Raw genomic sequence first — 17141 nt, forward strand, 5'->3', positions numbered from 1 at the left:
ACTGGTTCGAACTGAACAAAAGGAACTATCAAAATGGCTGATCTCGCAAAGATCGTAGAAGACCTCTCCTCGCTGACCGTTCTGGAAGCTGCAGAACTGTCCAAGCTTCTCGAAGAAAAGTGGGGCGTTTCCGCTGCTGCTCCGGTAGCCGTTGCTGCTGCTGGCGGCGCTGCTGCTGCTGCTGCTCCGGAAGAAGAAAAGACCGAGTTCGACGTTATCCTGGTTGACGCTGGCGCCAACAAGATCAACGTCATCAAGGAAGTTCGCGGCATCACCGGCCTCGGCCTCAAGGAAGCCAAGGACCTCGTTGAAGGCGCTCCGAAGCCGGTCAAGGAAGCCGTTTCCAAGGCTGAAGCTGCTGATCTCAAGAAGAAGCTTGAGGACGCAGGCGCCAAGGTTGACGTTAAGTAATCTTGCGATTGCTGGCGGGAAGGGGCCTCGTGCCCCTTTCCGTCGTTATCGTTTTTAAAACTCATTACCCAAAAGCCGCGTGAAAATGGCTTTTGGGTAATGGGTTCTTCAAGAGAATGGTTCCGAACCGGCTCATCTAGGCAATCCGGCCTGATCGATCCGGGATGTGGAACGAGATTGATGATACCCATTGCTTGACGGGATCGACTGGCCATCGGTTCCCGTCCGTTGCAGGCCCGGATGCAATTTTTAAAGGAGCGACGATGGCTCAGACCCTTTCGTTTAACGGTCGCAGGCGCGTACGCAAGTTTTTCGGCAAAATTCCAGAAGTAGCGGAAATGCCGAACCTCATCGAGGTTCAGAAGGCTTCGTACGACCAGTTTCTCATGGTTGACGAGCCCAAGGGTGGCCGTCCCGACGAGGGATTGAATGCCGTATTCAAATCCGTATTCCCGATCACCGATTTTTCCGGCGCCTCCATGCTCGAATTCGTATCCTACGAATTCGAAGCGCCGAAGTTCGACGTCGAGGAATGCCGTCAGCGCGATCTGACCTACGCAGCGCCGCTCAAGGTGACGCTGCGCCTCATCGTGTTCGATATCGATGAAGATACGGGCGCGAAGTCCATCAAGGACATCAAGGAACAGTCCGTCTACATGGGCGACATGCCGCTCATGACCAATAACGGTACGTTCATCGTCAACGGTACCGAGCGCGTCATCGTTTCGCAGATGCACCGTTCGCCGGGCGTTTTCTTCGATCACGACAAGGGCAAGAGCCATTCTTCCGGCAAGCTGCTTTTCGCTGCCCGCGTCATTCCGTATCGCGGTTCCTGGCTCGACATCGAGTTCGACGCCAAGGACATCGTCTATGCGCGTATCGACCGTCGCCGCAAGCTGCCCGTGACCTCGCTGCTGATGGCGCTTGGCATGGATGGCGAAGACATTCTGTCGACCTTCTATACCAAGGCTTCCTACGAGCGCTCCGGCGATGGCTGGCGCATTCCGTTCCAGCCTGAGACGCTGAAGAATGCCAAGGTCATCACCGACATGATCGACGCCGATACCGGCGAAGTCGTTGTCGAAGGTGGCAAGAAGCTGACCCCGCGCCTCATCCGCCAGCTGACCGAAAAGGGCCTCAAGGCACTCAAGGCGACTGACGAGGACCTCTACGGCAACTTCCTCGCCGAAGACATCGTCAACTACGAGACGGGTGAAATCTATCTCGAAGCCGGCGACGAAATCGACGAGAAGACCCTCGGCCTCATCCTGCAGTCCGGCTTCGACGAGATTCCGGTTCTCAACATCGACCACGTCAATGTTGGCGCCTATATCCGCAATACGCTGTCTGCCGACAAGAACGAGAACCGCCAGGAAGCCCTGTTCGACATCTACCGCGTCATGCGTCCGGGTGAGCCGCCGACCATGGAATCGGCGGAAGCGATGTTCAACTCGCTGTTCTTCGATGCGGAGCGTTATGACCTGTCGGCCGTTGGCCGCGTGAAGATGAACATGCGCCTCGACCTCGACGCCGAAGACACCGTGCGCACGCTGCGCAAGGAAGACATCCTCGCCGTCGTCAAGATGCTGGTCGAACTGCGTGACGGCAAGGGCGAAATCGACGACATCGACAACCTCGGCAACCGCCGTGTTCGTTCTGTCGGCGAGCTGATGGAAAACCAGTATCGTCTCGGCCTTCTGCGCATGGAGCGTGCGATCAAGGAACGTATGTCCTCGATCGAAATCGACACCGTGATGCCGCAGGACCTGATCAACGCGAAGCCGGCTGCTGCCGCCGTTCGCGAATTCTTCGGTTCCTCGCAGCTGTCGCAGTTCATGGACCAGGTGAACCCGCTTTCGGAAATCACCCACAAGCGCCGTCTTTCGGCTCTTGGACCGGGTGGTCTGACCCGCGAGCGCGCTGGCTTCGAAGTCCGCGACGTTCACCCGACCCATTACGGCCGTATTTGCCCGATCGAAACGCCGGAAGGCCCGAACATCGGTCTGATCAACTCGCTTGCAACCTTTGCCCGCGTCAACAAATACGGCTTCATCGAAAGCCCGTACCGCAAGATCACCGATGGCAAGGTTACGAACGACGTGATCTACCTCTCCGCCATGGAAGAGGCCAAGTATTACGTCGCGCAGGCCAATGCCGAGCTCGATGCCGAAGGCGCCTTCGTTGAAGAGTTCGTCGTCTGCCGTCACTCGGGCGAAGTTATGTTTGCACCGCGTGACAACATCAACCTGATGGACGTTTCGCCGAAGCAGCTTGTTTCGGTCGCAGCGGCTCTCATTCCGTTCCTGGAAAACGACGACGCCAACCGCGCTCTCATGGGCTCGAACATGCAGCGTCAGGCCGTTCCGCTTCTGCGCGCCGAGGCACCGTTCGTCGGTACCGGCATGGAGCCGATCGTTGCCCGTGACTCCGGCGCTGCCATTGCAGCCCGTCGTGGCGGTGTTGTCGATCAGGTGGATGCGACCCGTATCGTTATCCGCGCCACGGAAGACCTCGATGCCGGCAAGTCCGGTGTTGACATCTACCGTCTGCAGAAGTTCCAGCGTTCGAACCAGAATACCTGCGTCAACCAGCGTCCGCTGGTGTCCGTTGGCGACATCATCTCCAAGGGTGATATCATCGCGGACGGTCCGTCGACCGACCTCGGTGACCTGGCTCTCGGCCGCAACGCGCTCGTCGCGTTCATGCCCTGGAACGGCTACAACTACGAAGACTCGATCCTGATGTCGGAGCGTATCGTTTCCGACGACGTGTTCACCTCCATCCACATCGAAGAATTCGAAGTGATGGCGCGTGACACGAAGCTTGGTCCGGAAGAAATCACGCGCGACATTCCGAACGTTTCGGAAGAAGCACTGAAGAACCTCGACGAAGCCGGTATCGTTTACATCGGTGCGGAAGTTCAGCCGGGCGATATCCTCGTCGGCAAGATCACGCCGAAGGGCGAAAGCCCGATGACGCCGGAAGAAAAGCTTCTGCGCGCCATCTTCGGTGAAAAGGCTTCCGACGTTCGCGACACCTCCATGCGCATGCCTCCGGGCACGTTCGGTACGGTCGTGGAAGTCCGTGTCTTCAACCGTCACGGTGTGGAGAAGGATGAGCGCGCGATGGCTATCGAGCGCGAAGAGATCGAACGTCTGGCAAAGGACCGTGACGACGAGCAGGCGATCCTCGACCGTAACGTTTACGGCCGTCTGATCGACATGCTGCGTGGCCAGGTTTCCATCGCCGGTCCGAAGGGCTTCAAGAAGGGTGTGGAGCTTTCCAACGCCGTCGTTTCCGAATATCCCCGCTCGCAGTGGTGGATGTTCGCAGTCGAGGACGAGAAGGCCCAGTCCGAAATCGAAGCGCTTCGCGGCCAGTACGACGAATCCAAGTCGCGCCTTGAGCAGCGCTTCATGGACAAGGTCGAAAAGGTCCAGCGCGGCGACGAAATGCCTCCGGGCGTCATGAAGATGGTCAAGGTCTTCGTCGCTGTGAAGCGCAAGATCCAGCCGGGCGACAAGATGGCCGGCCGTCATGGTAACAAGGGCGTCGTCTCGCGTATCGTTCCGGTCGAGGACATGCCGTTCCTCGAAGACGGCACGCATGTCGACATCTGCTTGAACCCGCTCGGCGTGCCTTCGCGCATGAACGTCGGCCAGATCCTCGAAACCCACCTCGCATGGGCATGCGCAGGCATGGGCAAGAAGATCGGCGAGATGCTCGAAGAGTATCGCAAGACGATGGATATCAGCGAGCTTCGCAGCGAACTGACCGAAATCTATGCGAGTGAATCGCATGACGAGGTCCAGCGCTTCGACGACGAATCTCTGGTCAAGCTTGCCGAAGAAGCCAAGCGCGGTGTTTCCATCGCGACCCCGGTCTTCGACGGTGCGCATGAGCCCGACGTTGCCGCGATGCTGAAGAAGGCAGGTCTGCATGAATCCGGTCAGTCCGTTCTTTATGACGGCCGTACCGGTGAGCCGTTCGACCGCAAGGTCACCGTCGGCTACATGTACATGATCAAGCTGAACCACCTTGTCGACGACAAGATCCACGCTCGCTCGATCGGTCCTTACTCGCTCGTTACCCAGCAGCCGCTGGGCGGCAAGGCGCAGTTCGGCGGACAGCGCTTCGGGGAAATGGAAGTCTGGGCTCTGGAAGCATACGGCGCGGCTTACACGTTGCAGGAAATGCTCACCGTCAAGTCGGACGACGTGGCGGGCCGCACCAAGGTTTACGAAGCGATCGTCCGTGGCGACGATACCTTCGAAGCCGGTATTCCGGAGAGCTTCAACGTTCTCGTCAAGGAAATGCGGTCGCTTGGTCTTTCGGTCGAGCTGGAAAACTCGAAGATCGAGAACCAGTCCGAAGACCAGCTGCCCGACGCGGCGGAATAAAATGAGAGAGGCGGGCGCCTTCAAGGGCGCCTGCCGGTTCCCCGTCAGCCTCCGGTTGCCGAGGGACACTTTCGCCGCATTGTGCGGTTAATCCGTATTTAAAGCTCTGGACGGCGACCCGGGAAGAAGCCGGTCCAGATGCAAACAGGGGCAGCAGCTAGCCTCTCAAGGAGACAAGGCATGAACCAAGAGGTCATGAATCTTTTCAATCCTCAGGTGCCTGCGCAGCATTTCGATTCCATCCGGATTTCGATCGCTTCGCCGGAAAAAATCCTGTCGTGGTCCTACGGCGAGATCAAGAAGCCGGAAACCATCAACTACCGTACGTTCAAGCCGGAACGTGACGGTCTCTTCTGCGCGCGCATCTTCGGACCGATCAAGGACTACGAGTGCCTGTGCGGCAAGTACAAGCGCATGAAGTACAAGGGCATTATCTGCGAAAAGTGCGGCGTCGAAGTCACGCTGTCGCGCGTTCGCCGTGAGCGCATGGGCCATATCGAGCTCGCAGCGCCGGTTGCCCATATCTGGTTCCTGAAGTCGCTTCCCTCGCGTATCTCGACCCTGCTCGACATGACGCTGAAGGATGTCGAGCGCGTTCTCTATTTCGAGAACTACATCGTCACCGAGCCTGGCCTCACTTCGCTGAAGCAGAACCAGCTTCTGTCTGAAGAAGAGTACATGATCGCCGTCGACGAGTTCGGCGAAGACCAGTTCACCGCCATGATCGGCGCTGAAGCCATCTACGAGATGCTGGCTTCGATGAACCTCGAAAAGATCGCCGGCGACCTGCGTGCCGAACTTGCTGAGACCACCTCTGATCTCAAGCAGAAGAAGCTGATGAAGCGCCTGAAGATCGTCGAGAACTTCATGGAGAGCGGCAACCGTCCGGAATGGATGATCATGAAGGTCGTTCCGGTCATTCCGCCGGACCTTCGCCCGCTGGTTCCGCTGGATGGCGGTCGTTTTGCGACGTCCGACCTCAACGATCTCTATCGCCGCGTCATCAACCGTAACAACCGTCTGAAGCGCCTGATCGAGCTTCGCGCACCTGGCATCATCATCCGCAACGAAAAGCGTATGCTGCAGGAATCCGTCGATGCGCTGTTCGACAACGGCCGTCGCGGTCGCGTCATTACGGGTGCCAACAAGCGTCCGCTGAAGTCGCTCTCCGACATGCTCAAGGGCAAGCAGGGCCGCTTCCGCCAGAACCTTCTCGGCAAGCGCGTCGACTATTCCGGTCGTTCGGTCATCGTGACCGGTCCGGAACTGAAGCTGCACCAGTGCGGCCTGCCGAAGAAGATGGCGCTCGAACTGTTCAAGCCGTTCATCTATGCCCGCCTCGACGCCAAGGGTTACTCCTCGACCGTCAAGCAGGCCAAGAAGCTGGTTGAAAAGGAAAAGCCGGAAGTCTGGGATATCCTCGACGAGGTCATCCGCGAGCATCCGGTTCTCCTGAACCGCGCACCGACGCTGCACCGTCTGGGTATCCAGGCTTTCGAACCCATGCTGGTCGAAGGCAAGGCCATCCAGCTGCACCCGCTCGTCTGCACGGCCTTCAACGCCGACTTCGACGGTGACCAGATGGCTGTTCACGTTCCGCTTTCGCTGGAAGCCCAGCTGGAAGCGCGCGTGCTGATGATGTCGACCAACAACATCCTGCATCCGGCGAACGGTCATCCGATCATCGTTCCTTCGCAGGACATGGTTCTTGGCCTGTATTACCTGTCGATCATGAACCAGAACGAGCCGGGCGAAGGCATGGCCTTCTCCGACATCGGTGAGCTGCATCACGCGCTTGAAAACAAGGTCGTGACGCTGCATGCCAAGATCCGTGGCCGCTTCAAGACCGTGGATGCCGATGGCAAGCCGGTTTCGAAGATCCATGAGACGACCCCCGGCCGTATGCTCATCGGCGAACTTCTGCCGAAGAACGTCAACGTGCCTTTCGACGTCTGCAACCAGGAAATGACCAAGAAGAACATCTCCAAGATGATCGACACGGTCTACCGTCATTGCGGCCAGAAAGACACGGTCATCTTCTGCGACCGCATCATGCAGCTCGGCTTTGCCCATGCCTGCCGCGCCGGCATTTCGTTCGGCAAGGACGACATGGTCATTCCGGACAGCAAGGTGAAGATCGTCGGCGACACCGAAGCTCTCGTGAAGGAATACGAACAGCAGTATAACGATGGTCTCATCACCCAGGGCGAAAAGTACAACAAGGTTGTCGACGCCTGGGGCAAGGCAACCGAGAAGGTCGCCGAAGAAATGATGGCACGCATCAAGGCTGTCGAGTTCGATCCGGAAACGGGCCGCCAGAAGCCGATGAACTCCATCTACATGATGTCCCACTCGGGCGCTCGTGGTTCTCCGAACCAGATGCGTCAGCTGGGCGGCATGCGCGGCCTGATGGCGAAGCCGTCGGGTGAAATCATCGAGACGCCGATCATCTCGAACTTCAAGGAAGGCCTGACCGTTAACGAGTACTTCAACTCGACCCACGGTGCCCGTAAGGGTCTCGCAGACACCGCCCTGAAGACCGCGAACTCGGGTTACCTGACCCGTCGTCTCGTCGACGTCGCGCAGGATTGCATCGTCAACTCCAGGGATTGCGGCACCGACAAGGGCCTCACCATGACCGCCATCGTCGATGCCGGTCAGGTCGTTGCCTCGCTCGGCGCACGTATCCTCGGCCGTACGGCTCTGGACGATATCGACAATCCGGTCACTGGCGAGAACATCGTCAAGGCTGGAACGCTGATCGACGAAGCCGACGTTGCTACCATCGAGAAGGCTGGTATCCAGTCCGTCCGCATCCGTTCGGCTCTGACCTGCGAAGTGCAGATCGGTGTCTGCGGCGTCTGCTACGGTCGTGACCTTGCACGCGGTACGCCTGTCAACATGGGCGAAGCGGTCGGCGTCATCGCCGCACAGTCGATCGGTGAACCGGGCACGCAGCTTACCATGCGTACGTTCCACCTTGGTGGTACGGCGAACGTGGTCGACCAGTCGTTCCTCGAAGCGTCGTATGAAGGCACGATCCAGATCAAGAATCGCAACATTCTGCGGAACTCCGAAGGCGTTCTCATCGCCATGGGCCGTAACATGTCCGTTACGATCCTGGATGAGCGTGGCGCGGAACGTTCCACCCAGCGTGTGGCCTACGGTTCGAAGATCTTCGTGGATGATGGCGACAAGGTTAAGCGTGGCCAGCGTCTTGCAGAGTGGGACCCCTACACCCGTCCGATGATGACGGAAGTGGAGGGTACCGTTCACTTCGAAGACCTCGTCGACGGTCTCTCCGTTCTGGAAGCAACCGACGAATCCACCGGCATCACCAAGCGTCAGGTCATTGACTGGCGTTCGACGCCGCGCGGTTCGGACTTGAAGCCCGCGATCGTCATCAAGGACGCTTCCGGTGCTGTGGCGAAGCTTGCCCGTGGTGGCGAAGCCCGCTTCCAGCTTTCGGTCGACGCCATTCTGTCGGTCGAGCCGGGTTCCAAGGTCTCTCAGGGTGACGTGCTTGCACGTTCGCCGCTGGAAAGCGCCAAGACGAAGGACATCACCGGTGGTCTGCCGCGCGTTGCGGAACTGTTCGAAGCCCGTCGTCCGAAGGATCACGCCATCATCGCCGAGATCGATGGTACGATCCGCCTCGGCCGCGACTACAAGAACAAGCGTCGCGTGATGATCGAGCCTGCGGAAGACGGCGTCGAGCCGGTCGAATACCTGATCCCGAAGGGCAAACCCTTCCATCTTCAGGAAGGCGACTACATCGAGAAGGGCGAATACATTCTCGACGGCAACCCGGCACCGCACGACATTCTGGCGATCAAGGGCGTGGAGGCTCTGGCTTCCTACCTCGTGAACGAAATCCAGGAAGTCTACCGCTTGCAGGGCGTTGTGATCAACGACAAGCACATCGAAGTGATCGTTCGCCAGATGCTGCAGAAGGTTGAAATCACCGATGCCGGCGACAGCCAGTACATCGTTGGCGACAACGTCGATCGCATCGAGCTTGATGACAACAACGACCGCCTGATCGAAGAGGGCAAGAAGCCTGCCTATGGCGAGCCGGTTCTGCTCGGCATCACCAAGGCTTCGCTGCAGACGCCGTCCTTCATCTCGGCCGCATCCTTCCAGGAAACCACCAAGGTTCTCACGGAAGCTGCGATTGCCGGCAAGACGGACACGCTGCAGGGCCTCAAGGAAAACGTCATCGTCGGCCGTCTCATCCCGGCCGGTACTGGCGGCACCATGACGCAGATCCGCCGCATCGCCACCTCGCGCGACGACCTCATTCTCGAGGAACGCCGCAAGGGTACGGGCGCAGGCTCTGCCAACCAGATGCTGCAGGACATGACGGACCAGGCTCCGGCCGCCGAATAAGGTCAGACGAGGGCAGGGGCTTTGCGAAGCCCCGCCAAAGTTCAATGAAAAACGCCCGGAGCAATTCGGGCGTTTTTTGTTGTTCGGCTTTCTGCATCAGGAGCTATCGGGTCTTCCGTACGATCAAACTCGCGCTGTTTCATGATCTCGCCGGGGCGGCGCAGTCGTCAGCTCTGTTTTGCCACGCGCCTGGAGTCCGGGGCGCGAAGCGCCCTGTCGCCCTTGATGCAGCTGATTGCGACGTGGTCGGCAACATTGCCGGTGATGATCTCGATGCAGTCGCGCTGCTTTCGAAGAACCACACCGATAAGCAGACGACTTGACGCTTCCGGCAAATTCGCGCGGCGGAATATGGCGAGCGTTCCCGGCCTTACATCGTCCTGCGGAAGCTCCACACCCCAGTTTTGCCAGGCAAGAAAGGACGGCGCCGCCCGCGGCGGTTCAAATCCGGCGTGGGTAACGACCCAGCTCAGAAAAGCCCCACCCCAGGGAACACCCTCGGTCGGCGTGTTCCAGCCTGCAACCGATCGCCAGTAGTCCGATATACGGTCCTTGTCCTGCTGGGTGCCGTTTTCATCAACGCCAACCTCGATCAGGGCGGCGCCGAGCAACTCCCTGGCCCCCTTGTCGGAGATCGACGAAAGGATAGCGAAGTCATCCGCGGTTGTTACCCATCTCGTGCTGGCGACGACCATATCGGTTGCGGCGGCTTGAGACTGTGTGGGGGGTGCAGCGGGGAGGTCCCTTGCAAGTTCACCCGGCTTTTTCCAGTCGTTTGGAAGAAATTTCACGGTGATCTTTTCGCCGCGCCGCTGGATGCCGACGGCATCGCGGGCGATTTCAACCTGGCCGTTGTTTATTCGTTTGACGGTCATGATGTAGTTGTCCGGTTCGGCGTAAACGACGATGCTTCGTTCCGAGACCACGTCATAACGTGAATACCCCTCGGGATCGGCCTCTTCCGACGGTTTTCGTAGATATAGGCCGCGCTCGGCCAGAACTATCGGCTCATCGAACGACAGGTTCGCGGTGTGCGGATCGTAGAAATTCTCTATCTTTTGTGAAATCGCGGGTATGATTTTGGCCGTGAGATTATCGAATACTCCGATGGCCAACAGCGACAGGATCCAGATCACAGTGGACAGGACCCCTCTGCGTTTCAATTGGCTGATAATGCGCTTCCAGTCAGGCATTGCTCACCCTCTCTATCTTTGCTCACCGATAGTATAGCGTGTCAAAACGGAAAGGCGGCGAACGAGATCGGCCTGGCCGGTACTGCCGGTCTTGGCGTAGATCGACTTGGCGTTGCTGCGCACCGTTTCGTGGGAAATCTGCAATTGCTTCGCCACGGAGGGAAGTGAAAGCCCCTTCATGATTTCGAGCGCGACGCGGGCCTCGGCCTTGGTGAGATCGTAAAGCCCCTTCAGAAGCGGCGTGGCGTCGAGGACTGTGTCTGACGGTTGCGATATCAGAATGATGGCTGAGCCGTTCGGGGAAAGGTCCAGCGCATCCTTGCGCAGTGGTATGACGTGCAGGATGCAGGCCCTGTCTTCGGTCGGCAGGGGGAAAGAGCTGACGTTATGTCCGGCAAGAGCCTTGTAGAGCAGCCGGTTCACTCTCTCGTCGGAGATCACGATCCTGTCGCGGGCGCGGGTGGAAATACATTTCTGGATTGTCTGAAACAGGGTGTTGGCGGAAAGAACGCGGCCACTCGCTTGAATGACCGCGGCGGGGGCGCCGATGACGTTGAGGCCGAGCGCCATGGCATCAGCTTTCTGCCGCTGCAGCCGGGTTGCAAGGGTGAGGCTGCGGGCAATGTGCGGCCTCAACCCGCCGAGCGCCGCCATGGTCTCCGGCCCGATGACGCCGCTCTCCAGCTTGCGTTCAAAAAGCACCGTCATTTCCGGATGATCGGGCGGCGCAACCTGGGTCGCTGCGCCATACCCCAATCCGCGTGGCATGAGGAAATCACGCACGATCGGCAGCCCGGCCCATTCATCATGGGTGAAGACGTCGAAATCCTGCACGAAGGAAAATTGTCCCTCGCGGATTGCGCGGGTGAGGCGGTCGTTGCGGCGGTTCCAGCCGCCCTCCATGAAGGCCTGCATCAGCTCCTGCAAGTTCGGAGTGTAAAGCCAGGCTTCCTCCTCACCCTTGCCCCAGGTGAGGGCGCCACCCCAGAAATCCAGCCGGTGGCCGATGGTGGCAATCACCTTCGCCCAACGATCAGGGAAAAGCGCTGCCTCGTAAATGTCATCGATAATGTCTGCCGACGATATAGTATTCAACCCGTCACCGGAATCTTGTGTCGGGATTATTCTAAGCTCATATTTCGGTATTGTTCAACGGATAAAGTAATAATACTATTGTATCCAAAGTATATAATCTATGCGTGACTTAATATATTGATCAGCTTGCCGAAGGGATCGCGCAGAAACAGCCGGCGCACACCCCAGGTTTCGGTAATAGGTCCATATTCGATCGGCAACCCTGCCTTCAGTATCTTCGCGTGGACCTCGTCGAAATCATCGACCTCGATGGAAAGGTCCGGCACTGCCGTGCCGGAACCGCCTTCGCGTGCGAAGCTGACCTGGGCGCGCGCCTCGAGCGGGCTGGCATGGGTGACGATCCAGCCGTGATCCATGGCGACGGACATGCCGAGAATATCGCCATAGAACGCCTGCGCCAGCGAGGGCTCCGGCGTTGCTATATTGGCGACGACACGTCTGACCGCCATTGCTCCCACACCTCAGGCGAAACGGATGATGGCGACTTCGCCTTCCAGCGCACCCTGATAGGCGGAAGCGTGCGGCTCTTCATCCGGAACGTCGGTCAGCATGCCGATCTGGTCGAGATCGGCTTCGATGAAACCTTCCTCGGACAGTGCGTTCAGCGTCTCGCGCACGGCGGTGTCGTCGTCCGGCGCCCTGAGGATGACGTGGATGTCGATGCCTTCGGAATTGTCGGTCTCGTATGCCTTGCCGATGACGATGAAGACCATCGGCTCGTCGCGTCCATTATCGTTGTCGGGGAGGTTGCTCATGACGCGGTTCCTTGATCTTTCGTTGCTGTCATGCGGGCCGATGGAATCGGTCCCGCGGGTGGCGGAGCCGATCCGGCCCGCCCTCAGGGAATCAATAGACGGATTTTATGAAAAGCCAAAGCACGGAGGTCAAAATCGCTGCCTTCTGCGCCGACTTATGTTAAAGCGCGTTGGAAATGGCCCGGACGTGGGCTTTGCGGCCATGGGTGGTGGCGCAAAATGTGGATTCACCCTTGACGAAAGCTGGCTAAAACAGTAGTACGCCCGCCATCGGAGCCTCTGTGGGTGCTGGCCGTTCGGGATGCTTTTTCCCGAGCATCATCTCAAACGGGTCTCCATTGCACGTAGAAGACACGAATGTTGCACGCAAGACGCCTCATCCGGTGTCCTCTGCTCTTGGTGGTCCATCCGTGAAAACGGATCGGGCCACGTTTTGCGCATGAGGATATATGCGTGCATCGTCGCCGGCAACGGCATAGCCGCCACCCGTGAGGGTGGCTAAAGTAGTTTTTGCAAGGGATGGTTATATGCCTACCGTAAACCAGCTGATCCGCAAGCCTCGCCAGGCACAGGTAAAGCGCAACAAGGTTCCTGCTCTTCAGGAAAACCCGCAGAAGCGTGGTGTTTGCACCCGCGTTTACACGACGACCCCGAAGAAGCCGAACTCGGCTCTGCGTAAGGTTGCCAAGATCCGCCTCACCAACGGCTTTGAAGTCATCGGCTACATTCCGGGCGAAGGTCACAACCTTCAGGAACACTCCGTGGTCATGATCCGCGGCGGCCGCGTAAAGGACTTGCCGGGTGTGCGTTACCACATCATTCGCGGTGTTCTCGATACCCAGGGCGTCAAGAACCGCAAGCAGCGCCGCTCCAAGTACGGTGCGAAGCGTCCGAAGTAATTCGGGTTTAACAAATTCCGGCGCTGCGCGAGGTTCTCCGCGTGGTAAAGCGTCAATAACATTGAGAGACAAAGAATATGTCCCGTCGCCATAGTGCAGAAAAGCGTGAGATCAACCCGGACCCGAAGTTCGGCGATCTGGTCGTCACCAAGTTCATGAACGCCATCATGCTTCACGGCAAGAAGTCGGTCGCAGAAAGCATCGTTTACGGCGCGTTCGACGTCGTTCAGGGCAAGACGAAGCAGGAGCCGCTCGGCGTGTTCCACTCCGCCCTCGACAACGTTGCTCCGCACGTTGAAGTGCGTTCGCGCCGCGTTGGTGGTGCAACGTATCAGGTTCCGGTCGACGTTCGTCCCGAGCGCCGTCAGGCTCTGGCCATCCGCTGGCTGATCACCGCTGCACGCAAGCGCAACGAAACGACCATGGTCGATCGCCTTTCCGGCGAACTCATGGACGCTGCGAACAACCGCGGTTCTGCTGTCAAGAAGCGTGAAGACACGCACAAGATGGCCGACGCTAACCGCGCATTCTCGCATTACCGCTGGTAATCTTAAACGGTCGCATATCGAAAGGCAGTCCATTATGGCTCGCGAATATAAAATCGAAGACTACCGCAATTTCGGTATCATGGCGCATATCGACGCCGGCAAGACCACGACCACCGAGCGTATTCTTTATTACACCGGTAAGTCCCACAAGATCGGCGAAGTCCATGATGGCGCTGCCACGATGGACTGGATGGAGCAGGAGCAGGAGCGTGGTATCACCATCACCTCCGCAGCTACCACGACCTTCTGGAAGGGTCGCGACGGCAAGATGCGCCGCTTCAACATCATCGACACCCCCGGCCACGTTGACTTCACCATTGAAGTTGAGCGTTCGCTGCGCGTTCTCGACGGTGCCATCGCTCTTCTCGACGCCAACGCCGGTGTTGAGCCGCAGACGGAAACCGTCTGGCGTCAGGCTGAGAAGTATCATGTTCCGCGCATGATCTTCTGCAACAAGATGGACAAGACCGGTGCTGACTTCTACCGCTCGGTAGAAATGATCAAGACCCGTCTCGGCGCCATCGCCGTTGTCATGCAGCTGCCGATCGGCGCTGAGACCGAGTTCAAGGGCGTTATCGACCTGATCGAGATGAACGCACTCATCTGGCGCGACGAATCGCTCGGCGCTCAGTGGGACGTCGTCGAGATTCCGGACGACATGAAGGCCAAGGCTGACGAATATCGCGAAAAGCTGATCGAGACCGTTGTCGAGATCGACGAAGAAGCGATGGAAGACTACCTGAACGGTATCATGCCCGACAACGACAAGATCCGTGCGCTCGTTCGCCGCGGCACCATCGACGTGAAGTTCCACCCGATGTTCTGCGGTACCGCGTTCAAGAACAAGGGCGTTCAGCCGCTTCTCGACGCTGTTGTCGACTACCTGCCTTCTCCGCTGGACATCCCGGCGATCAAGGGCATCGACTTCAAGACCGAAGCTGAAATCGAGCGTCATGCCGACGACAGCGAGCCGCTTTCCATGCTCGCGTTCAAGATCATGAACGACCCCTTCGTTGGTTCGCTGACCTTCGCACGTATCTACTCGGGCAAGCTCGAAAAGGGTACGTCGGTCATCAACACGGTCAAGGACAAGCGCGAGCGCGTCGGCCGTATGCTGCAGATGCATTCCAACAGCCGTGAAGACATCGAAGAAGCCTTTGCCGGCGACATCGTTGCTCTGGCTGGCCTCAAGGAAACCACCACTGGCGACACGCTCTGCGATCCGCTGAAGCCGGTTATCCTCGAGCGCATGGAATTCCCCGAGCCGGTCATCCAGATCGCGATCGAGCCGAAGACCAAGGGCGACCAGGAAAAGATGGGCCTCGCGCTCAACCGTCTGGCTGCTGAAGATCCTTCGTTCCGCGTCAAGACCGACGAAGAGTCCGGTCAGACGATCATCGCAGGCATGGGCGAACTTCACCTCGACATTCTCGTTGACCGTATGCGTCGCGAGTTCAAGGTTGAAGCGACCGTCGGTGCTCCGCAGGTTGCCTACCGCGAAACCATCACGCGTCAGCACGAAGAAGACTACACGCATAAGAAGCAGTCCGGTGGTACCGGTCAGTTCGCTCGCGTGAAGATCATCTTCGAACCGAACCCCGAAGGCGAAGACTTCAAGTTCGAATCGAAGATCGTCGGTGGTGCTGTTCCGAAGGAATACATCCCGGGCGTTCAGAAGGGTATCGAAAGCGTTCTGTCTTCCGGTCCGCTGGCTGGCTTCCCGATGCTCGGCGTCAAGGCGACGCTGATCGACGGTGCATTCCACGATGTTGACTCGTCGGTTCTCGCCTTCGAAATCGCATCGCGTGCCTGCTTCCGTGAAGCAGCGAAGAAGGCTGGTGCACAGCTTCTCGAGCCGATGATGAAGGTCGAAGTCGTAACGCCGGAAGACTATGTCGGCGACGTTATCGGCGACCTGAACTCCCGTCGTGGTCAGATCCAGGGCCAGGAAAGCCGTGGTATCGCCGTCGTCATCAACGCGCATGTTCCGCTCGCGAACATGTTCAAGTACGTCGACAACCTGCGCTCCATGTCGCAGGGCCGTGCACAGTACTCGATGACGTTCGACCACTATTCGCCGGTTCCGTCGAACGTGGCGCAGGAAATCCAGGCAAAGTACTCCGGTCAGAAGTGATCGGGGTACGCCCCAAACGAGATTTGAAGATTATTCCCGTCAAGGGACAAGAATGGAGAGCCACTAATGGCAAAGAGCAAGTTTGAGCGGACGAAGCCGCACGTCAACATTGGCACGATCGGTCACGTTGACCATGGCAAGACGTCGCTGACGGCAGCAATCACGAAGTTCTTCGGCGAGTTCAAGGCGTATGACCAAATCGACGCTGCTCCGGAAGAAAAGGCTCGTGGTATCACGATTTCGACGGCGCACGTTGAGTATGAGACGCCGAACCGTCACTACGCTCACGTTGACTGCCCCGGCCACGCCGACTACGTGAAGAACATGATCACCGGTGCTGCGCAGATGGACGGCGCGATCCTGGTTTGCTCGGCTGCCGACGGCCCGATGCCGCAGACCCGCGAGCACATCCTGCTTGCCCGTCAGGTTGGCGTTCCGGCGATCGTCGTGTTCCTCAACAAGGTTGACCAGGTTGACGACGCCGAGCTTCTCGAGCTCGTTGAGCTTGAAGTTCGCGAACTTCTGTCGTCCTACGACTTCCCGGGCGACGATATCCCGATCATCAAGGGTTCGGCACTTGCTGCTCTTGAAGATTCCGACAAGAAGATCGGTGAAGACGCGATCCGCGAGCTGATGGCTGCGGTTGACGCCTACATCCCGACGCCTGAGCGTCCGATCGACCAGCCGTTCCTGATGCCGATCGAAGACGTGTTCTCGATTTCCGGCCGTGGTACGGTTGTGACGGGTCGCGTTGAGCGCGGTATCGTCAAGGTTGGTGAAGAAGTCGAAATCGTCGGCATCCGTCCGACCTCGAAGACGACTGTTACCGGCGTTGAAATGTTCCGCAAGCTGCTCGACCAGGGCCAGGCCGGCGACAACATCGGTGCTCTCGTTCGCGGTGTTACCCGTGACGGCGTTGAGCGTGGTCAGATCCTGTGCAAGCCGGGTTCGGTCAAGCCGCACAAGAAGTTCATGGCAGAAGCCTACATCCTGACGAAGGAAGAAGGCGGCCGTCATACGCCGTTCTTCACGAACTACCGTCCGCAGTTCTACTTCCGTACGACGGACGTGACGGGCATCGTTTCGCTGCCGGAAGGCACGGAAATGGTTATGCCTGGCGACAACGTTACCGTTGAAGTCGAGCTGATCGTTCCGATCGCGATGGAAGAAAAGCTGCGCTTCGCTATCCGCGAAGGCGGCCGCACCGTCGGCGCCGGCATCGTTGCTTCGATCGTCGAGTAATATTCGACCGTTGAAATTCTGACTGGCGGCGGTGTGAACAACACCGCCGCCGGACTTTTCATAAAAAGCCTGGCG

General features: G+C 58.5%; 11 protein-coding genes. 7 read left to right on the forward strand and 4 right to left on the reverse strand.

Translation table 11 applies throughout. From position 1 onward, the window contains the following. The first annotated feature begins 33 nt into the window (after window positions 1–33). The 3 genes from rplL (at window position 34) to rpoC (ending at window position 9200) form a co-directional block, all read left to right on the forward strand. On the forward strand, window positions 34–411 hold the full coding sequence (rplL, locus tag O3S81_RS02880) for a 50S ribosomal protein L7/L12 (RefSeq protein ID WP_004442635.1): 378 nt from the start codon (window positions 34–36) through the stop codon (window positions 409–411). Between the two features lie 263 nt (window positions 412–674). Further along, the gene (gene rpoB, locus O3S81_RS02885; protein WP_269340819.1) at window positions 675–4811 is read left to right on the forward strand and encodes a DNA-directed RNA polymerase subunit beta; all 4137 of its coding nucleotides are present in this window, start codon (window positions 675–677) and stop codon (window positions 4809–4811) included. Between the two features lie 180 nt (window positions 4812–4991). Next, window positions 4992–9200: a DNA-directed RNA polymerase subunit beta' gene (gene rpoC, locus O3S81_RS02890; RefSeq protein ID WP_269340820.1), complete on the forward strand. Its 4209-nt coding sequence runs from the start codon at window positions 4992–4994 to the stop codon at window positions 9198–9200. A 167-nt stretch (window positions 9201–9367) separates the two neighbouring features. Here the strand turns inward: rpoC and O3S81_RS02895 are convergent, their stop codons facing one another. From O3S81_RS02895 to O3S81_RS02910, 4 genes are all read right to left on the reverse strand, one after another. Further along, window positions 9368–10393: a hypothetical protein gene (locus O3S81_RS02895; protein ID WP_269340821.1), complete on the reverse strand. Its 1026-nt coding sequence runs from the start codon at window positions 10391–10393 to the stop codon at window positions 9368–9370. A 12-nt stretch (window positions 10394–10405) separates the two neighbouring features. Continuing rightward, window positions 10406–11488, reverse strand: a complete 1083-nt coding sequence (locus O3S81_RS02900; RefSeq protein WP_269340822.1) for a helix-turn-helix transcriptional regulator — start codon at window positions 11486–11488, stop codon at window positions 10406–10408. 98 nt (window positions 11489–11586) lie between these two features. Next, window positions 11587–11937 carry a VOC family protein gene (locus O3S81_RS02905; protein WP_269340823.1) on the reverse strand — a complete coding sequence of 117 codons (351 nt, stop codon included), beginning with the start codon at window positions 11935–11937 and terminating at the stop codon, window positions 11587–11589. A gap of 12 nt (window positions 11938–11949) precedes the next feature. After that, a complete protein-coding gene (locus O3S81_RS02910) occupies window positions 11950–12243 on the reverse strand; it encodes a transcriptional regulator (RefSeq protein WP_269340825.1) in 294 nt (97 codons plus the stop codon). 527 nt (window positions 12244–12770) lie between these two features. Here O3S81_RS02910 and rpsL point away from each other — a divergent pair. The 4 genes from rpsL to tuf all read left to right on the forward strand — a co-directional run bounded on the left by rpsL (window position 12771) and on the right by tuf (window position 17066). Beyond that, window positions 12771–13142, forward strand: coding sequence for a 30S ribosomal protein S12 (rpsL, locus tag O3S81_RS02915; RefSeq protein ID WP_003507760.1), 372 nt, complete (start codon window positions 12771–12773; stop codon window positions 13140–13142). Window positions 13143–13219: 77 nt separating this feature from the next. Then, window positions 13220–13690 carry a 30S ribosomal protein S7 gene (gene rpsG / locus O3S81_RS02920; RefSeq protein WP_003507761.1) on the forward strand — a complete coding sequence of 157 codons (471 nt, stop codon included), beginning with the start codon at window positions 13220–13222 and terminating at the stop codon, window positions 13688–13690. Window positions 13691–13724: 34 nt separating this feature from the next. Next, entirely contained in the window at window positions 13725–15824 is a 2100-nt protein-coding gene (fusA, locus tag O3S81_RS02925; protein WP_080834948.1) for an elongation factor G, read from the forward strand. A gap of 66 nt (window positions 15825–15890) precedes the next feature. After that, window positions 15891–17066 (forward strand): elongation factor Tu, encoded by a 1176-nt coding sequence (gene tuf, locus O3S81_RS02930; protein ID WP_269340811.1) that lies wholly within the window; start codon window positions 15891–15893, stop codon window positions 17064–17066. Window positions 17067–17141 lie beyond the last annotated feature (75 nt).

The organism is Agrobacterium sp. SOY23 (assembly GCF_027212525.1).
Classification (GTDB): Bacteria; Pseudomonadota; Alphaproteobacteria; order Rhizobiales; family Rhizobiaceae; genus Agrobacterium; species Agrobacterium tumefaciens_I.

Coding starts and splice junctions, on each gene's coding strand:
- rpsL (WP_003507760.1), top strand. CDS start 12,771: ATGCCTACCGTAAACCAGCTGATCCGCAAGCCTCGCCAGGCACAGGTA.
- rplL (WP_004442635.1), top strand. CDS start 34: ATGGCTGATCTCGCAAAGATCGTAGAAGACCTCTCCTCGCTGACCGTT.
- fusA (WP_080834948.1), top strand. CDS start 13,725: ATGGCTCGCGAATATAAAATCGAAGACTACCGCAATTTCGGTATCATG.
- rpsG (WP_003507761.1), top strand. CDS start 13,220: ATGTCCCGTCGCCATAGTGCAGAAAAGCGTGAGATCAACCCGGACCCG.
- O3S81_RS02905 (WP_269340823.1), bottom strand. CDS start 11,937: ATGGCGGTCAGACGTGTCGTCGCCAATATAGCAACGCCGGAGCCCTCG.
- rpoB (WP_269340819.1), top strand. CDS start 675: ATGGCTCAGACCCTTTCGTTTAACGGTCGCAGGCGCGTACGCAAGTTT.
- O3S81_RS02895 (WP_269340821.1), bottom strand. CDS start 10,393: ATGCCTGACTGGAAGCGCATTATCAGCCAATTGAAACGCAGAGGGGTC.
- tuf (WP_269340811.1), top strand. CDS start 15,891: ATGGCAAAGAGCAAGTTTGAGCGGACGAAGCCGCACGTCAACATTGGC.
- rpoC (WP_269340820.1), top strand. CDS start 4,992: ATGAACCAAGAGGTCATGAATCTTTTCAATCCTCAGGTGCCTGCGCAG.
- O3S81_RS02910 (WP_269340825.1), bottom strand. CDS start 12,243: ATGAGCAACCTCCCCGACAACGATAATGGACGCGACGAGCCGATGGTC.